14 protein-coding genes and 1 pseudogene are annotated in these 16003 nt (G+C 72.2%); 2 read left to right on the forward strand and 13 right to left on the reverse strand.

What is annotated here, in order from left to right; translation table 11 throughout:
- Positions 1-12: 12 nt before the first annotated feature.
- On the reverse strand, positions 13-921 hold the full coding sequence (locus FJ309_04850) for a hypothetical protein (protein MBM3953931.1): 909 nt from the start codon (positions 919-921) through the stop codon (positions 13-15).
- Between the two features lie 122 nt (positions 922-1043).
- The gene (locus FJ309_04855; protein MBM3953932.1) at positions 1044-1949 is read right to left on the reverse strand and encodes a metal-dependent hydrolase; all 906 of its coding nucleotides are present in this window, start codon (positions 1947-1949) and stop codon (positions 1044-1046) included.
- Positions 1950-2306: 357 nt separating this feature from the next.
- On the opposite strand from FJ309_04855, the gene FJ309_04860 reads away from it, so the two are divergent.
- Positions 2307-3245, forward strand: coding sequence for a CvpA family protein (locus FJ309_04860; protein ID MBM3953933.1), 939 nt, complete (start codon positions 2307-2309; stop codon positions 3243-3245).
- A gap of 170 nt (positions 3246-3415) precedes the next feature.
- Here the strand turns inward: FJ309_04860 and FJ309_04865 are convergent, their stop codons facing one another.
- The 7 genes from FJ309_04865 to FJ309_04895 form a co-directional block, all read right to left on the reverse strand.
- Positions 3416-4438, reverse strand: a complete 1023-nt coding sequence (locus FJ309_04865; protein MBM3953934.1) for an acetyl-CoA carboxylase carboxyltransferase subunit alpha — start codon at positions 4436-4438, stop codon at positions 3416-3418.
- Between the two features lie 51 nt (positions 4439-4489).
- Positions 4490-5368 (reverse strand): serine/threonine protein kinase, encoded by an 879-nt coding sequence (locus tag FJ309_04870; protein MBM3953935.1) that lies wholly within the window; start codon positions 5366-5368, stop codon positions 4490-4492.
- Positions 5369-5393: 25 nt separating this feature from the next.
- Entirely contained in the window at positions 5394-6191 is a 798-nt protein-coding gene (gene truA / locus FJ309_04875) for a tRNA pseudouridine(38-40) synthase TruA (protein MBM3953936.1), read from the reverse strand.
- Entirely contained in the window at positions 6188-7225 is a 1038-nt protein-coding gene (locus FJ309_04880) for an aspartate-semialdehyde dehydrogenase (GenBank protein MBM3953937.1), read from the reverse strand. The genes truA and FJ309_04880 overlap by 4 nt, the downstream gene beginning before the upstream one ends.
- Entirely contained in the window at positions 7222-8229 is a 1008-nt protein-coding gene (locus FJ309_04885) for an HTTM domain-containing protein (GenBank protein ID MBM3953938.1), read from the reverse strand. The genes FJ309_04880 and FJ309_04885 overlap by 4 nt, the downstream gene beginning before the upstream one ends.
- Entirely contained in the window at positions 8226-8867 is a 642-nt protein-coding gene (locus FJ309_04890) for a hypothetical protein (GenBank protein ID MBM3953939.1), read from the reverse strand. The genes FJ309_04885 and FJ309_04890 overlap by 4 nt, the downstream gene beginning before the upstream one ends.
- A 186-nt stretch (positions 8868-9053) precedes the next feature.
- Positions 9054-9479, reverse strand: coding sequence for a TIGR03000 domain-containing protein (locus FJ309_04895; GenBank protein MBM3953940.1), 426 nt, complete (start codon positions 9477-9479; stop codon positions 9054-9056).
- A gap of 328 nt (positions 9480-9807) precedes the next feature.
- Here FJ309_04895 and FJ309_04900 point away from each other — a divergent pair.
- Positions 9808-9927 (forward strand): annotated as a pseudogene (locus tag FJ309_04900) (RNA-binding protein).
- 688 nt (positions 9928-10615) lie between these two features.
- On the opposite strand, the gene FJ309_04905 reads toward FJ309_04900, so the two are convergent.
- From FJ309_04905 to FJ309_04920, 4 genes are all read right to left on the reverse strand, one after another.
- Positions 10616-11881 carry a protein-L-isoaspartate(D-aspartate) O-methyltransferase gene (locus FJ309_04905; protein ID MBM3953941.1) on the reverse strand — a complete coding sequence of 422 codons (1266 nt, stop codon included), beginning with the start codon at positions 11879-11881 and terminating at the stop codon, positions 10616-10618.
- Between the two features lie 29 nt (positions 11882-11910).
- A complete protein-coding gene (locus FJ309_04910) occupies positions 11911-12762 on the reverse strand; it encodes an FKBP-type peptidyl-prolyl cis-trans isomerase (GenBank protein MBM3953942.1) in 852 nt (283 codons plus the stop codon).
- An 84-nt stretch (positions 12763-12846) separates the two neighbouring features.
- Positions 12847-13818, reverse strand: a complete 972-nt coding sequence (locus FJ309_04915; GenBank protein MBM3953943.1) for an ABC transporter ATP-binding protein — start codon at positions 13816-13818, stop codon at positions 12847-12849.
- Positions 13815-15977, reverse strand: coding sequence for a hypothetical protein (locus FJ309_04920; protein ID MBM3953944.1), 2163 nt, complete (start codon positions 15975-15977; stop codon positions 13815-13817). Before FJ309_04920 ends, FJ309_04915 begins: the two co-directional genes overlap by 4 nt.
- Between the last annotated feature and the right edge of the window lie 26 nt (positions 15978-16003).

Below are 16003 nucleotides of genomic sequence, written 5' to 3' on the forward strand. Positions count from 1 at the left end.
GCGACGCCGCGGTCAGTGATCGTGGTCGTGCGACTCGCGGGCATGCGCGTGGGCCGCATGGGCCGGCGAGGCGCGCTCGATCGCCGTGACAGCGACGGCGATCAGCAACCCGGCCGCCAGCGACGCCGTCAGTAGCAGCCGGTCGTGGCTGTGGAATTCGACCTCGGGGAGGAGATCGGCGGCGGCGATGCAGAGGAACGCCCCCGCCGCCAGCGCCAACGCCGCCCCCGTCACCCCCGCGTGGGCGCCGCCGAACAGCCGGACGCTGGCCAGGAACACGAGCGCCCCGATCGGCACCACCAGCGCGTAGCCGGCGGTGACGAGGCGCCGTGTGTTCGCGGTCGCCTTGGCCTTGAGCAACAGCGTGGTGATCACGCAGGCGTCGATCGGCTTGTGGATCGCGATCGCCAGGAAGGTGGCGAACCCGACCAGGCCCCCGTCGGTCCCGCCGGCATCGACCGCCGCCGCCAGGGCCGCGCCGTCGGCGAGGCTGTGGAGCGACAGCCCGACGAGGGCCCCGACCCAACTCCAGCGCGACGGCACGCCGCCGCTCGGGGAATGGGAGTGCGCTGCGTGGTGCTCGCACTCGGCGTCGTGCGAACCGTCGGTGGCATGGTGGGCATGACCGTAAAACGCCCGCTCGAGGAGGAACATCGCGAGGAACCCACCCAACACCCACGGCATCGTCGTCTCGATGTCGCCGCCGAGCAGCCCGTGGCCGTGCGGGAGGAGGTGGAGGAGGCCGACGCCGAGCATCACCCCGCCGGTCAGCGACAGCAGCACCTGCATCCGCCGGTGCCCCAGCGAGAGCAGCACCGGCGCCGCACCGCCGAGCGCTGCCGCCACCGCGATCGCGACCAGGTACGCCAGCAGCGCGGCCGGGGCTCCGGCGTCGGCGAGCAGGGCGACGGGACGAGTCATGGCAGGATCCGCAGGCGGGTCGAGCTCCCCCGGCGATCATCGCCGGGGGGGCGAGGGTGGACAAGCGCCCGGGGCCGACCCCGACGGGCGGCCGCGGTGACCTGCCCCCGTTCGGCGACGGCTCACCGACGCAGCTGCCAGGGCTGCATCGGCACGCCCTGCATCATCCGCGACGCCTGCTCCATCTGCTGGCGTGTGTAGCGTTTGATCTGCAGGCTGCGTTCGCTGTGCGAAGCGTCGAAGGCGGCCAGTCCGGCGAGGGCGACCAGCAGGACATAGGCGAGGAGATTCGCCCAGGCTTCCGCACCGTGAAACTTCATCGCCGTCCCGAAGCCCTTCTTGAACTTCGGTCCGAACATCCCCTGCGACACGCTCCACAGTTCGTCGATCACCAGGTGCGACAGCACGCCGAGGACGACGGCACCGGAAAGGTAGTAGCGGTGGAGCGGGTCGTCGCCACCGGCGACGAGGAACGTCAGCAACCCGGCGATCAAGGCCGCGGGGACACTGTGGAACATCCCCCGGTGGACCGCGTGGTTGGCGAGGATCCAGCCGAGCCCGAAGCGGACCGCCAGGTAGATCGCGATCCCGACCAGGACGATCCCGTCGAGTGGCAGGCCCCACTGCTGGAGACGGTGGAGCATCATCAGCGGGACGGCCGCCGCCAGGAGCGCGACCCCTTCCCGGAGCGGCTCCGATTCCCCGGAGTCGAGGTCGGGAACCATGCCGGCCGCCGTGGCGAGGGCGGCGGCGAGGCCGCATGTCACGGGGGGCAAACCGCCGGCATACCAGCCGGCGGCGCCATACACGCCTCCGACCAGCGCCGATCCGGCGATGTGCACGCGGTACCCGGGCACCCGATTCCCTCCGCCCAGCGGCCACCGCCAGCCTCGATTCGGCCGCGCGGCGCAGGGGTGCTGGCCCGACCTTCCCTGGCGGACACAGTTCCCCGACTCCAGTTTCGGCAGCCCCCGAACACCGGCGTCAGCCCCTTTGACCGAGCCACCCGACATTTCCAAAAAAGGCACACTCTCCCCAAGGTCCCCACTCCACCCCAAACCCCAGCTGCATTTTCCAGCGGTGCAGAGACGAATCTCGCCGACACAAGGAATAATGACTACGCAAAATAGAAAAACCGGGGAACCTGGAGTGAAGATCGTGATTGCGAGCGATTTCCGACCCTCCCCTGCCCCCCAGCACGTTCGGTGAGAACGCCTGAACGGTCGCCTCGAGAGGCCTCGGTGCCGTTTCAGGCCGCCGGGCAGCGATGACCGCGCCAGGGGCGTTCGGTTGGCCTACGCCCAACGACCCGCGCCCCCTACACTCCCAGCCCCTCTGGGCATGGACGGCCCCGAGCGCTGCCCGCACCGGTGGAGGAATCAGCCGTGGAGGTCGAGGGCTACGACCTGGTGATGATCGGAATCCTCGCGGTCGCGGGGCTGCTCGGCTATTTCCGCGGCATCGTCTGGCAAGTGGCCTCGATCCTGGGGATCGTCGCCAGCGGCTTCGTCGCCCTGCGGTTCGGCGCCCAGGTGGCCCCCTGGTTCGGGCAAACCGCCCCCTGGAACCAGCTGTCGGGGATGCTCGCCCTCTACGCCGCGACGTCGGCCGGCGTGTGGATCGTGTTTCGCCTGGTTTCCAAGGCAATCAGCGCCGTCCATCTCTCGGCGTTCGACCACCAACTGGGGCTGCTGTTCGGGCTCGCCAAGGGGGCCTTGCTGTGCATCGTGATCACCTTCTTCACCGTCACGATGGCGCCGGCCTACCGGCCGCAGGTGGTGGCCAGCAAGAGCGGGCGGATCGTCGCCACCGCGATCGTCCGTGCCGACACCTACCTGCCGCGCGAGATTCACGAGAAAGTCGATCCGTTCGTGCGCCAGTTCGAGCGTGAGTTCCTCGGGCCGAGCGCGGCCAACACGGGCCTCGCCGGGGCCGGCATGGCCGGTGTCCCCGGCGGCCCCCCGGCCGGTCCTGCGGCCTCACCGCTGGCGGCGATCTGGGAAGGGGTGTCGTCGGCGGCTGCGTGGGCCAGTGCCGGCGATGCAGGGCAGGGGGCCCAGGTCGCCGCGGGCGCGTTGCAGGCCGGGAGCTCATTCTTCGCGCCGCCGGCGGCCAATCCGCTCCGCCAGGCGACGTTCGCCGCCCCCGTCGCACCCGCTGCCGCCCCGCCACCGGCATCGGCACCGCAGCGGCCGACGACCAGCGCTTTCACCGCCGCCCCGCCCCTGGGCGCGGCGCCTCCGCCTCCGTCGTTCCGTTCCCCGTCCGACGCTCCTCCGGCCGGCTACGCGCCGGGCAGCCAGTCGCCCCTGCGCTACCGCTGAGCGCCGCCTGCGATCGCCGCGGAGCGACGCCGCTGCCGGGCGCCCGTGCCGCCGTGGGCCGGGCAGGGGATCCGGTGCGGAAAGGGCTAAAAAAAGGCCCGAAAACGCGAACCACGAACCGGACATAAGAGACATTATCGGACGTTGGGGAGGGGAGCGGAATCGGGCCTTCAGGCCGGTCCTGCCGTCCCCACGCCCCCTCCGGCCGCTGCCTCGTCAGCGGCGTCGATGAACCGCCCCATGCGGCGGAACTTCTCGTAGCGTTCCGCCACGAGCGTCTCGGCCGGCCGCGCGGCCAACTCGCGCAGCGTGCGCAGCAGGTAGACCTTCAGGCGGCGCGCCATCTGCCGCGGATCGCGATGCGCGCCGCCGGGAGGCTCGGGGATCACCGTGTCGATGATCCCGAAGCCGAAGAGGTCGCTCGACCGCATCCGCAGCGCCCGGGCGGCCTCGGCCTTGTGGGTGGCGCTCTTCCACAGGATCCCGGCGCAGCCCTCGGGGCTGATCACGCTGTAGTAGGCGTGCTCGAGGATCGCGACCCGGTCGCCGACCCCGATCCCCAGCGCCCCGCCCGAGCCTCCCTCGCCGATCACCACGCAGACGATCGGCACCGGCAACGACGCCATCAGGAACATGCTCTCGGCGATCACCTGGGCCTGGCCGCGTTCCTCGGCGCCGACCCCGGGATAGGCCCCCGGCGTGTCGATCAGGGCGATCACCGGCAGGCCGAACTTGGCCGCCAGCCGCATCTTGCCCATCGCCTTGCGGTAGCCCTCGGGATGGGCGCACCCGAAATGGCAGGCCTGGCGCTCGGTGAGCGTCTTGCCCTTCTGGTGGCCGATCATCAGGACCTTGTAGCGCTCGAGCTTGGCGAAGCCGGCCACGAGGGCGGGATCGTCGCCGAACGCCTTGTCGCCGTGGAGTTCGACGAATTCGTCGCAGACGAGGTTCAGGTAGTCGCTCGTCTTCGGCCGGTCGGGGTGGCGGGCGACCTCGACGGTCTGCCAGGGGTCGAGGTTGCCGAACACCTGCCGCTGCAGCTCGACGACCTCGCGGCGTAGCCGCCGCAATTCCTCCTCAGGCGACGATCCGGCGTGCTGCGACCCGAGCGGGGCCGCCTCGAGGGCCGCGATCCGGTCCTCGAGTTCGTAGATCGGCTTTTCGAGCGGGAGGCGGTGGAGTCCGCGGCTCATGGCGGGGCGTTCCGGAAGGTTCCGGAGTGTCCCGCGCCGCGGCTGCCGGCGTCAATTCGAGCCGTCGCCCCCGTCGGCCACCGCGGGGGGCGTCACATCGCGGTCGTAGAGCCGCAGCTGGTGGAGCTGCCGGGCGACGTCGCCGGCGGCGGGGCGGTCGGCGGCGCGCTTGGCCATCATCTCGCGCAGCAGCTTCGACGCGGCCGCGGAGACGTTGGCATTCGAGGCCTCGACTCCCGGCGGGGCGTTGTACAGATGCCGGGAAAGGAGCTCGTGGGTGTTGGATCCGGTGAACGGCGGATGGCCGCCGAGCAGTTCGAACGCCATGCAGCCCAGCGAGTAGACGTCGGAACGCGGGTCGGGGGGCTGCCCGCGGATCTGCTCGGGGGCCATGTAGCTGGGCGTGCCCTGCGGCTGCTGCCGCCGCCACAGCAACCTGCCGAGGGCCCCTGGCGGACGCGCCGCGATCGCGAAATCGATCACCTTGATCTCGCCGGCCCGGTTGGCCAGGACGTTGGCGGGCTTGATGTCGCGGTGGACCCAGCCGCGGGCGTGCATGTGCGCCAGCGCCTCGCTGACCCCGATGAGGATCTTCGGCAGCCGGGAGAGGAGCCGATCGCGCGACCCGGTCACGAAGCGACGGAGGTTGGGGTGGGGAAACAGCTCCATCACCAGGCAGGGAAACCCCTCGTAGACCGTGAGCCGATCGAGGCGGATCACCCCCGGGTGGTCGAGGCTGCGGCCCACCGCCAACTCATGCTCGAGCTGCCGGCGCTGGAGGCGGTCGTCGTCGTAGCCGGTCTGGAGGATCTTGACCGCCACCTGCCGGCCGAGCGAGTCGTCCTTGCAGCTCCACACCTGGCACTGCCGTCCCAGGCCGAGCTGCTGGGACAGCACGAGGGGACCGAGTCTGTCGGGGAGTCTGGCCATGGGGGAGCCGGGGGGACACCGACGATCACCGGCGGACGGTGGGCGCGGCGAGGGGGGTCCCGGGAAGGAGTTGCGTCGAGAGGAGCACGAGACCCTGCGGCGGTGCGGTTGGCCCGGCGCGGATACGGTCGCGGGCCGCGACCACCTCCGCCAGCCACGGCGGCGGCCGGCGACCGGCACCGACCAGCACCAGCGACCCGACGATGATACGCACCATGTTGTGGAGGAAGCCGTTGCCGGCGACCTCCACCCACACCTCGGCATCGGCCTTCCCCGCCGGGCTGGCCCGGCGTCCGACGTCGAGGCGGTGGATTGTGCGCGTTTTCGATACCCGTGACGAGGGGGTCTTCTCGAAACTGGTGAAGTCGTGCTCCCCGAGAAGCGACAGCGCCGCCAGCGCCATCGCGTCGGTGTCGAGCCGCGACCGCCAGCGCCAGACCAGCGCCCGGTCGAGCACCGGTTTCCAGGGGGCGTCGTGGATCCGGTAGCGGTAGGTCTTGGCGACCGCGGCGGCGACGGGATCGAAATCGGCGTCGACTTCCGCCGCGGCCACCACCGTCACGTCCGCCGGGAGGTTGGCGTCGAGGGCCCGGGCCCAGGTGGCGGCATCGAGCAAGCTGGAGCTGGTGAACGAGACGATCTGGTCGAGGGCGTGGACGCCGGCGTCGGTCCGGCTCGACCCGCGCGGCAGCACCGTCTCGCCGCTCACGGCGTGGATCGCCGCGGCGAGCGTCCCCTGCACCGTCGTCCGTCCCGGCTGCACCTGCCAGCCGTGGTAGCGCGTGCCCTCGTAGGCGAGGCGCAGGCCGATGGCGCGGCTCATGCGCCCACCGCGACCCCCCCTGCCCGCCTCGGCCGTTTCGTCGCCAGCAGCTCGGCGATCTGCACGGCGTTGGTGGCGGCCCCCTTGCGGAGGTTGTCGGACACGCACCACAGCGCGATTCCCGCGGGGCACGATTCGTCCTCGCGGATCCGCCCCACGAACACCTCGTCGCGCCCGTCGCAGGTGCGCGGCTGCGGGTAGCTGCGCGCCTCGAGCTCGTCGACGACGACGATCCCCGGCGCGGCTGCGAGCAGCCGCCGTGCCTCGGCGGCCGACAGCTTGCGTTCTGTCTCGATGAGGATCGATTCGCTGTGGCAGTTGCCGACCGGCACCCGGACGCAGGTCGCACACACGCCGATCGACTCGTCGCCGAGGATCTTCCGCGTCTCGAGGACCATCTTCAGTTCCTCGCTCGTCGACCCGCCCCCCTTCGGCGAGCCGATCTGCGGGATGAGGTTGGCGGCGATCGGATGGGGAAACACGGCGCGCGGCTCGGCCCGCCCCTCGAGCCAGGCGGCGGTGGCCCCGCGGAGCTCGTCGGTGGCCGCCAGCCCCGCCCCGCTGACCGCCTGGTAGGTGCTGACCACGACCCGGCGGACGCGGGCGGCGTCGTGGAGCGGCTTCATCACCATCACCAACTGCGTCGTCGAGCAGTTGGGGCTCGATACGAGCCCGTCGTGGCCGTCGAGCGCCGCGGCGTTGACCTCGGGGATCACCAGCGGCACGTCGGGACGCATGCGGAACTGCCCGCTCTCGTCGACGACGACGGTGCCGCGCTCCAGCGCCCAGGGCACGAACTCGGCGGCGACCTCGTCGGGGGTGCTGCCGATCGCGATCTCGACGCCGGCGAACGACTCGGGCGTCAACTCCTCGATCGGCAGGCTCGTGCCGGCCACCGACAGCGTGGCCCCCGCCGACCGCTTCGAGGCCAGCAGCTTGATCCGTCGGGCGGGAAAGGCCCGCTCCACGAGCAGCCGGACGATGATCCGCCCAACGGCGCCGGTGGCGCCGACGACGGCGATGGTGTCGATCACGAGACGCTCCTCACACGCTGGGGAACCCGCTCCGGGGCGGCATGGTTGGCCGACCGACGCCGAAACACCGCCGCCGGCACGAACGCCAGATTGGCGGTGATCATCGCCAGGCCGAACTCCATCATCCCCATCGCCAGCCCGATGCCAAGATGGACGGCCACCGCCATCCCGAGGGCGAGCCGGCGCGTCAGCCGCGGCCAGACCAGCGCCGGATAGGAGACCTCCCAGAAGAGCGTGGCGAGTGTGAGGGCGTTGACGAGGAGCGGATGGCGGGCCAGCCACGTCAGGTCGAGCGTCCGGTACTGGCCGTTGGCGACCGCCCCCCACAGCGCCGTCCCCTCCCACCAGCTCGCGCCGAGCAGCTTGGCGCAACCCGAGAAACCGTAGACGACGCAGAGGTGAACCTGCAACAGCCGCAGGGCGACGTTGGCGCGGACGGAGGGGGCTGCCGCCGTCCGGTCGGGCCACAGGCGGCGATCGACGCTCGCCAGCGCCCCGGCCGGCCCGACGACGAGGGGCACCAGCAGCATCCCCAGCGTGTCGTCGAGACCGAACACGTTGAGCGGCGCGCGATTGACGCTGCTCACCAGGCCGACGAACGACACCAGCGCCGCCAGCGGCGTGAGGAACCCCACCGCCAGGCAGACCGCGGCCACCAGCGCCAGCGCCGCCAGGCCGCGCACGCCCCACGGGCCACCGGCGGAGAAAAACCAGCTCCACTGCCACGGCTGATCGTTGACGCGCCACACGTCGGCCGGCGGCAACCAGGCCTGGTCACCGAAAAACGCCGGCGCGTCGGCGAGCCACACGAGGTTCGCCCAGGCCAGCAGGCAGCCGGTGCAGATCCGCACCACGACCAACGGGAGCGGATCGGCGGGAGTGAACCAGAACCGGTTCCAGGCATCGCGCCAGGCACCGATCCAGCCCGGCTCGGCGACGGCCGCGTCGGCGGGGCTCCACGGCCCGCGGATCACGTCGGGGCTCGCGACAAGGCCCCTCTTCATCGCGCCACCCCGGCGCCGCCGGGCGCGTCCTGCCAGGTGAACGTGCCCAAGGGCACGACGACGTCGCCACCGGGCGCCTCCCCCTCCCCTGCCCCGGCGGATTCACCCGCGGGCCGATCCCCGAGCTCCTCCGGGCCGGGAAGATGGTGCTCGACGAGTTCGATCTCGACGACCACGCCGCGATGGCGCTCGAGCACCTGGCCGGCGACGCCACGCACCAGCGGCAGCCAGTCGCCCCGCGCGCGCTGGCGGACGTCGTCGGGCGCGTCGGCCGGGGGCACGAGCGCCGCGATCTTCTCGGCGACCATGAAGCGGCGGTGGTAGAGGAGGCGCGGCCGGTCGGCCGTGGCGTCGGGGAGGCTGCCGGCGAGCGACGACCCGTCCGACCGCGACACCCGATAGCGCAGCGAGTGCCCGGGGCCCGGGTTGGGGGCGAAGAACCGGTAGCCGTGGCCGAGGGCCAGCGTCCCGACCAGCGGACGCAGCGGCTGGATCAGCACGCGGGCGAGGTCGCTGGCAGGGGGCGGGCCGGCGAGCGGCGGCACCACGACCGCCACGAGGTACACGAGGATCGCCGCCGACGCCGCGACGCGGGCGGGTCGGCTCCAGGGCGCGGCGGCGGCGGGCGCGGAGACCATCGGGGCACTCTGGAGGGACCATCGACGCGCGGGCCGACGCGACTGTAATCCGCACCGGCACGCCGCAGAAGCCGGACAACCGTCTCCCGGGCCCCGACAAAGCAGAACCTGACAAAGCAAAAAAAGACTCCCGCGCGGCGCGGGCCGCGCGGGAGTCGGATGGGACGCGATTGGCCGACCGGAGCCTCAGCGCACCGCGGCGGTGGCCGCGGCGGAGGCGGTCCGCAGCGCCGGATCGAGCTCCAGATCGACGGTGCTGCCGCCGATCAGGTCGATCGTCTTCGAGACCACCTGCTCGCGGCCGTCGACGACGGTGGCGACGCGGATCTCGTAGTTCCGCCAGGCCTGCCCGTCGGTCAGCTGGCTGGTCTCGAACACGCGGACCTCGCCCTGCGACACGGTGGCATTGCCGGCGAGCCACACCTTGGCCTCGGCGGGAACGCGGAGCGTGAGGCTGGTCTTCCGGGCGGCCCGGGCCGCGACCAACGCGGTGAAGTCGAGCTGCTCGCGGCCACCGGCCGTGAGGGAGGCGACCTTCGTCTCCTCGCGGGGCTCTCCGTCACGCTTGGTCACGACCTTGACGACGAAGTCGTACTCACGACCCGACTCCAGACCGCGCGACATGTAGCGCCGCAGGGATCCGGTGGCCGCGGTCTTCGAGCCGTTGACGAACACCTCGGCGTCGGCCGGGAGACGGACGACGAGCATCGCGCCGTCGGCCGGAACCGTCGGCTCGACCGAGGAGCTGTCGATGATCGGGGCGGAGCTGGGGACCGACTCGATCGCCGAACCACCGTCGTACACCGGGCTGCCGTACACCGCACCCTCGCTGATGATCTGCTCGCCGCCGATCACCGTCCCGGACGGATAGCTGGAATAGCCCGACGTGTAGGCCGGCGCCGGGCCGTAGCCACCGTACGAGCCATACGACCCGTACGAGCCGCCGCCCGAACCACCGCCCGACGACCCGCCGTAGCTGCCGCCCGAGCTGCCGCCGCAACCGCCACCCGAGCTCCCGCCCGACGAGCCGTACGAGCCGTGGTGGAGCGAGTGCCGGTAGGACCGCCACGCCCGCTTGGCGGCGAAGTGACCGCCGACGCTGCCGTAGGAACCGTGCGAGCCGTAGCTACCGCCAGACGAGCCGTAGCTGCCGCCCGAACTGCCGCCCGACGAGCCGCCGTAGCTCCCGCCCGAGCTGCCGCCCGACGAACCACCGGAGCTGCCGGCCGATCCGTAGGCCGCACGGTATCGGTTGTGCCACCCGGCATGTGCGTCGCAGGCCATGGCCGCGACCGCCAGAAAAGTGATGACTCCCGTATGACGGAAGCAGTGACGCATGACCATCAGAGACAATCTCCGCGAAAGAGGGGGATGAACAGTGGAGAACGAAGGACGAGGGCGACGTGCAACCGGGCGACTGCGATCGGCGGCGACAGGAATCACGGGGACGGCGTTTCCGCCGATCGTGCTGCCGGTACCTCTCGCGGCCCAACCATAATTCGTAATTCGGGTAAATCAAGAAGTTTGTCCGGACTGGGTCAACTTTGTCGACACCCCACCGGTGGATGGCGAGCCCGACGCGTCAGGTAGGGCGGCACCGAAGGCCGGATCACCGTCACGATCGCTGCGAACGGCACCACGAAAACCGGCCGCGAACGCCGACGACGAGCGCCGCCACCGGCCGCGTTCACCGAGGTTTTTCCGGTGTCCGACCGGGGGCCCGCCGCGGATGCCGATGCACTTCCCGCTCACCGCGGGACGGCATCGATCCGGACGTCGTCGACGTCGAGCTGCCCCGTCGCCCCGAGCAGCCCGACCTGGAGGATCGCCTCGCGCGCCCACCCCGGCACCGGGACCGACCCGCTCACCTCACGCCACCCGAATGTGCCGCGCCACGGGCCCACCAGCGCCCGCCCGGTGCGCGAGCGCTTCTCGTCGAAGAACTGCACCGCCAGCGCCGGCGCCTCGTCGGCCGACATACCGTCGCGCAGCGCCTCCCCCTGCAACCGGGCCACGAGCGAGAGCCGCGCGACCTCCCGCCCGTCGACCGCGAATCCCTGGAAGATCTGCGCGGGGCGCCCCGGCTCGGCGTTGGTGATCCGCAGGTAGCGCTCTCCCTGGGGAGCATCGTCCCCCTGCTGCAGGCTCGCCTGCCGGCCGTAGTACCAGGCGGTCGGGACGTCGGTCCCGGGAAGCACCGTCTCGAACCCGCCGTTCTCGAGCGCCGGGTGGGCGCCGTCGGGCTGGACCTTCCGCGCTTCCTCGGCGGCCCCCGTCATCGGCACGAACAGGCTCGGCACCAGGGCCTCGCGCACCAACTGCCCGTCGCGTTTGGTGAAGAGGACGAGCGTCTGCTCGTAGCGTTCCCCGACCGGGATCACCATCCGGCCACTGTCGGCGAGCTGCTCCACCAGCGGCGCCGGCACGTCCTCCGGCGAGCAGGTGACGATGATCTTGTCGAACGGCGCGTGCTCCGGCCAACCGGCGAACCCGTCGCCGACGCGGGTGACGACGTTGGCGTAGCCGAGCCGTTCGAGCGTCCGCGCCGCCCGGTCACCGAGCGTCTTGTTGATCTCGATGGAGTAGACGGTGTCGACCAGGGGCGAGAGCACCGCCGCCTGGTACCCGCTCCCGGTGCCGATCTCGAGCACCTTGTCGGTGGCCTTCGGCGCCAGCTGCTCGGTCATGTAGGCGACGACGAAGATCCCGGAGATCGTCTGCTTCTCACCGATCGGCAGGGCCATGTCGACGTAGGCCAGCTGGCGCTGCGGGACCGGCACGAATTCATGGCGCGGCGTGTCGCGCATCGCCCCCAGCACGCGCTGGTCGGTGATCCCGCCGGCGACGAGGTCGTCGCGCACCATCCGCTCCCGGACCTGCCGCATCCGGTCGCCGCCGGCCCCGTCGGCGCGGGTGCCGCCGGCCGGGGGCTGCCCGCGGCCGGCCGCGCCCCCCCACGCCAGGGCCAATGCCACGAGGGCGCCGGCGCACACGCTCGACGGGAAACGGGGCATCGTGCGGGTTCCGGACTTTCCACGGGCGGCTACGGGCGCGGGATCGCGCTTGGCGATTCGATCGCGAGGAGCTCGATCTCGAACACGAGAACCTCGTTGGGCTCGATGACCGGCGGCGAACCGCGCTCGCCGTAGGCCAACTCGGCGGGGATCGTGAGCCGCCACTTCGAACCGACCTTCATCAGCGGCAGCGCTTCCTGCCAGCCGGGTACGACGCCCTTGATGGCGACCGTCGCCGGGGGATCGGCAGCCTCGGTCTGGTCGAACACCGTGCCGTCGACATGGGTCCCGCGGTAGCGCGTGGAGACGACGTCATCGGGGGTCGGCTTCGGCCCCTTGCCCTCGACGAGGACCTCGTACTGCAATCCGCTGGGGAGCCGTACCACCCCGCGCTTGGCGGCGTTGGCGGCGAGGTACTCGGCGCCCTTCGCCTTGTTGGCGACCGCCGCCTCGGCCATACGCTTCTCGAACGCCTCGCGCTGGGCGAGCAGCTTCTGCTCGTAGGCGGTCAACGCGGCAAACGCCTTCTCCTCCCCGATCCGCGGAGGACGACCGAGGAGCGCGTCGCTCAATCCCGCGACCAACGCGGCGATATCGATGCCGGCTTCAGGGCGGCGGAAGTCCTCCGCCATCTGGCCGCCGATCTGCAGGCCAAGGGCGTAGCCGAGGGTCACCTCGGGGGTGTCGGGAAGGGCGGGCGCGTCGCCCGCCGGACGCGGCGGCGCTCCCCTGCCCTGCTCCGGCCGCGGCCCCTGCCAAGCGTTCGCCGGACGGGCCAGCCCGGCCCCGACCGCGACGCCCGCCAGCGCCACCAGGCATGCCCCCAGCGCCGGCCGGACACACCACGGCGGGGAAATGTGATGACGAACGGCATGCGGCATGGTCGATCCTCCCTGATGGCACGTCCCCGAGGCGCCCCTGCTCCGGGCCGCCGCCGGGAGTCTACACCCCCGCCGTCCGCCGGCTCACCCCCGGGCCCGTCGCTCCTCGGCCCGCGCCTCCTCCGACGGCCTGCCCAGACGGCCGCGGGTGATCTCGAGAAACGCCGTCTCGAGGTTGACGTCGGTCTCACGCATCGAGAGCAGCTGCTGGCCTTCGGCCACCAGACGGGCCGCCAGCGCCGACGGCTCGCCGACCCCTTCGGCCAACGTCACCAGCACCTCGCCGTCGCGGACCGCCACCGCGGCCGCCTCCGGGCAGCGCTCGAGGATCGCGGCCGCCGCGGCCGGGGGACCGGCGACGCGGAACCGGATCACCGGACGGCCCCGGACCTGGGCGAGGAGATCCTGCACGTCGCCGAACGCCAGCAACCGGCCGTACTCGATGATCCCGACGCGATTGCAGATGTCGGCCAACTCGGGAAGGATGTGGCTGCTGACGAGGATCGTCTTCCCCATCCCCTGGAGCCGTTTGAGGAGACCGCGCATCTCGATCCGGGCCCGCGGATCGAGCCCGCTGGCCGGCTCGTCGAGGAGCAGCACCTGCGGGTCGTGGAGCAGCACCCGGGCGAGGCCGAGCCGCTGCGTCATCCCGCGCGACAGGCTCGTCACCAGTTCGTCGCGCTTGACGGAGAGGTCGACCAGTTCCAGCGAACGCTCGGCGACGCGCCTCCGCTCCGCCCCCTCGATCCGGTACGCGGCCGCGAAGAACTCGAGGTACTCGATCACGCGCATGTCGTCGTACACCCCGAAGATGTCGGGCATGTAGCCGATGGCGCGGCGGATCTCGCGGGGGTGGGTGTAGATCGAGTGCCCGCAGACGTAGGCTTCGCCCCACGTCGGCGCCAGCAGCGTCGCCAGGATCCGGATCGTGGTCGTCTTCCCGGCGCCGTTGGGGCCGATGAATCCGAACAGGTCCCCCTCCTCGAGCTTGAGGGTCAGGGCCTCGAGCGCGGCGAAGTCGCCGTATTTCTTCGTCAGGTCGACCGTCTCGATCATGGCACCCCTCCAGCGACCGGGATCACGATCCGCCACAGGGCCGCGCCGTCCGCTTCGCGGTCGCCGATCGCCCCCGATTCCGCCGCCAGCTCGCGCCACGCGGTGCCCACCGGGCCCCGCCCCACGAGCACCGCCCGGTCGACGTCGAGGAGCGGCGAGAGGTCGTAGCGGCCGAGCCGACCGGCTTCGAGCGCGGTGTAGCCGCTGCCGCCGACCTTCGTGTGGAAGCCGACGATCTCGAGGATCCGGAGCGGGTCGCGGTTGGTGATGTCCCAGCGCTCGTTGACCTCGCGATCCTTGACCGTCGTCCGGCGCGTGAGGCCGGCGACGAACGACCGCGGGCTGCGGCCGGAGAAGGCTTCGAAGCGGCCGCCGGGAGCGAGGTCGCCGACGTCCCACATCCACCCGGCGTGCACCAGGTAGCACCCGCCGAGGGGGAACGGCAGGCGGTTCTCGACCGACCCGCGGAGGGCGCCGGGGCCGGCGCGGCGCAGCGTCGCCGCGACCACGGGGGCGGTCGTCGCGGCGTTCCAGGTGGCCTCGAACAACCGACTGGAGTGGGCGGCGACCGGCACGCCGTCGAGGCCGTCGAGTGCCGCCGTGGCCGAATAGTCGCCGGTCGCCAGCCCTGGGTGGCTCGTCGTGGCATCGGTGGCGCCGATCCCGCGCCCCGACGCCGCCAGCCACGACACAGCCAGCCGCGGAGGGCCGGCGGGGAGCGCCGCGGACGGTGCCGCCGTCACGGTGAGCGTGTCGTTGGCGGGCGACCAGATCCCCGCCAGCGACAGCGCGCGAAACGCTCCGGTCACGGTGTCGACGTCGACCAGATCGGTCTGCGACGAACGCCACGACGTTCCCTTCCACCGCTGCCCGATCCCCCAGGCGGCAGCGGCGAACAGGGCCACGCCGACGGGCAGCGAGAGCCACGCCACCCAGCCCCGCGCGCGACCCGCCGGGCCATCGCGGCGCCCCCCCGAGGCGAGCCACCAATCGAACGGGTAGAGAAACGCGATGTACAGGATCGACAGCCCGGCGATGATCTGGAACGGCACGGGAGCGACCGCGGCGAAGCGGTCGATCGCGACCCGCAGCTGGCCGGTGAGGTCCTGCCCCTGCACGGCCGACTCGCCGGTCCGCCCGGCGGTCCGCGAGGGTGGCGGGCCGCCGAGCAGCTCGAGCAGCATCAGCTCGGTCCCCGGCCATTCGCGCATCCCGCCGGCATCGATGTCGACCCCGGCCCAGGTGACGGTGCCGAAGCCGCGCGGGCTGCGGACCACCAGCGGCAGGTCGCCAGGCGCCGATCCCTCGTAGGCCTCGATCACACCGTCGAGCGACCGCGAGTCGGCCAGCAACGGCACCTCGACGCCGTCGAGCAGCGCCCGGTCGAGCGGCCGGGCGGAATGGGCATAGGTCTCGATCGCCCCGGCGCGGCGGAGGGGCACGAAGCGGTCCACCGTGCCGGACCGTCCCTGAGGCCCCGGGAGCCAAGCCGCCGCCGGCGACGTGCGGAACGACGGCTCGCCGGCACTCTTGCCGGCAACGAGCACGAGCTGCCCCCCCTGGCGGACCCACTCGTCGATCGCCGCCAGGCCCGGTGCGCCGGCCTCGCCCACGGCCGCGACGGCGCGCCCGCAGACGACGATCACGTCGGCAGCGGAAAAATCGAGTCCTTCGGTCCCCAGGGAACCGGGATCGGCGACGGACACGACCCGCGGGCGCCCCTCGCGGACGCTCAACCGCGCCGCGCGGTTTGCCATCGGCAGGTCGCCGACGACGACGATCAGCCGCTCGGACGAATCGAGCGCCCGCGGCGGATCGACCGTCGTGCCGGCGACCGCGCGCCCGTCGGCGCCGATCCGGTCGACGCGGAGCGGCGCGGCGGGGCGACCGGGCCGGATCCGCACGCGTGCCCGGCGGGTGCCGGCCGCAGTCGTCTCCAGCGCCATCGGCGGAGAGCGGACAGCCTGACCGTCCGGATCCTCGGCCCACACGGCGATCGATTCGTCCGCCGGCCCGGCGGCGACTTCGACGACGACCGGGGTCCAGCTCCCTGTGCGGTAGGCGCCGGCGAGACCGACCGTGACCCGATCGGTGCCCTCGGCGCCGCACGCTGCCAACCCCGCGCCGAGGAACGCGGTGACGGCCACACCGACGGCCACGGCCAGGCACCGCGCGCCGGCGGGCC

Source organism: Planctomycetota bacterium (assembly GCA_016872555.1).
Taxonomy (GTDB): domain Bacteria; phylum Planctomycetota; class Planctomycetia; order Pirellulales; family UBA1268; genus F1-20-MAGs016.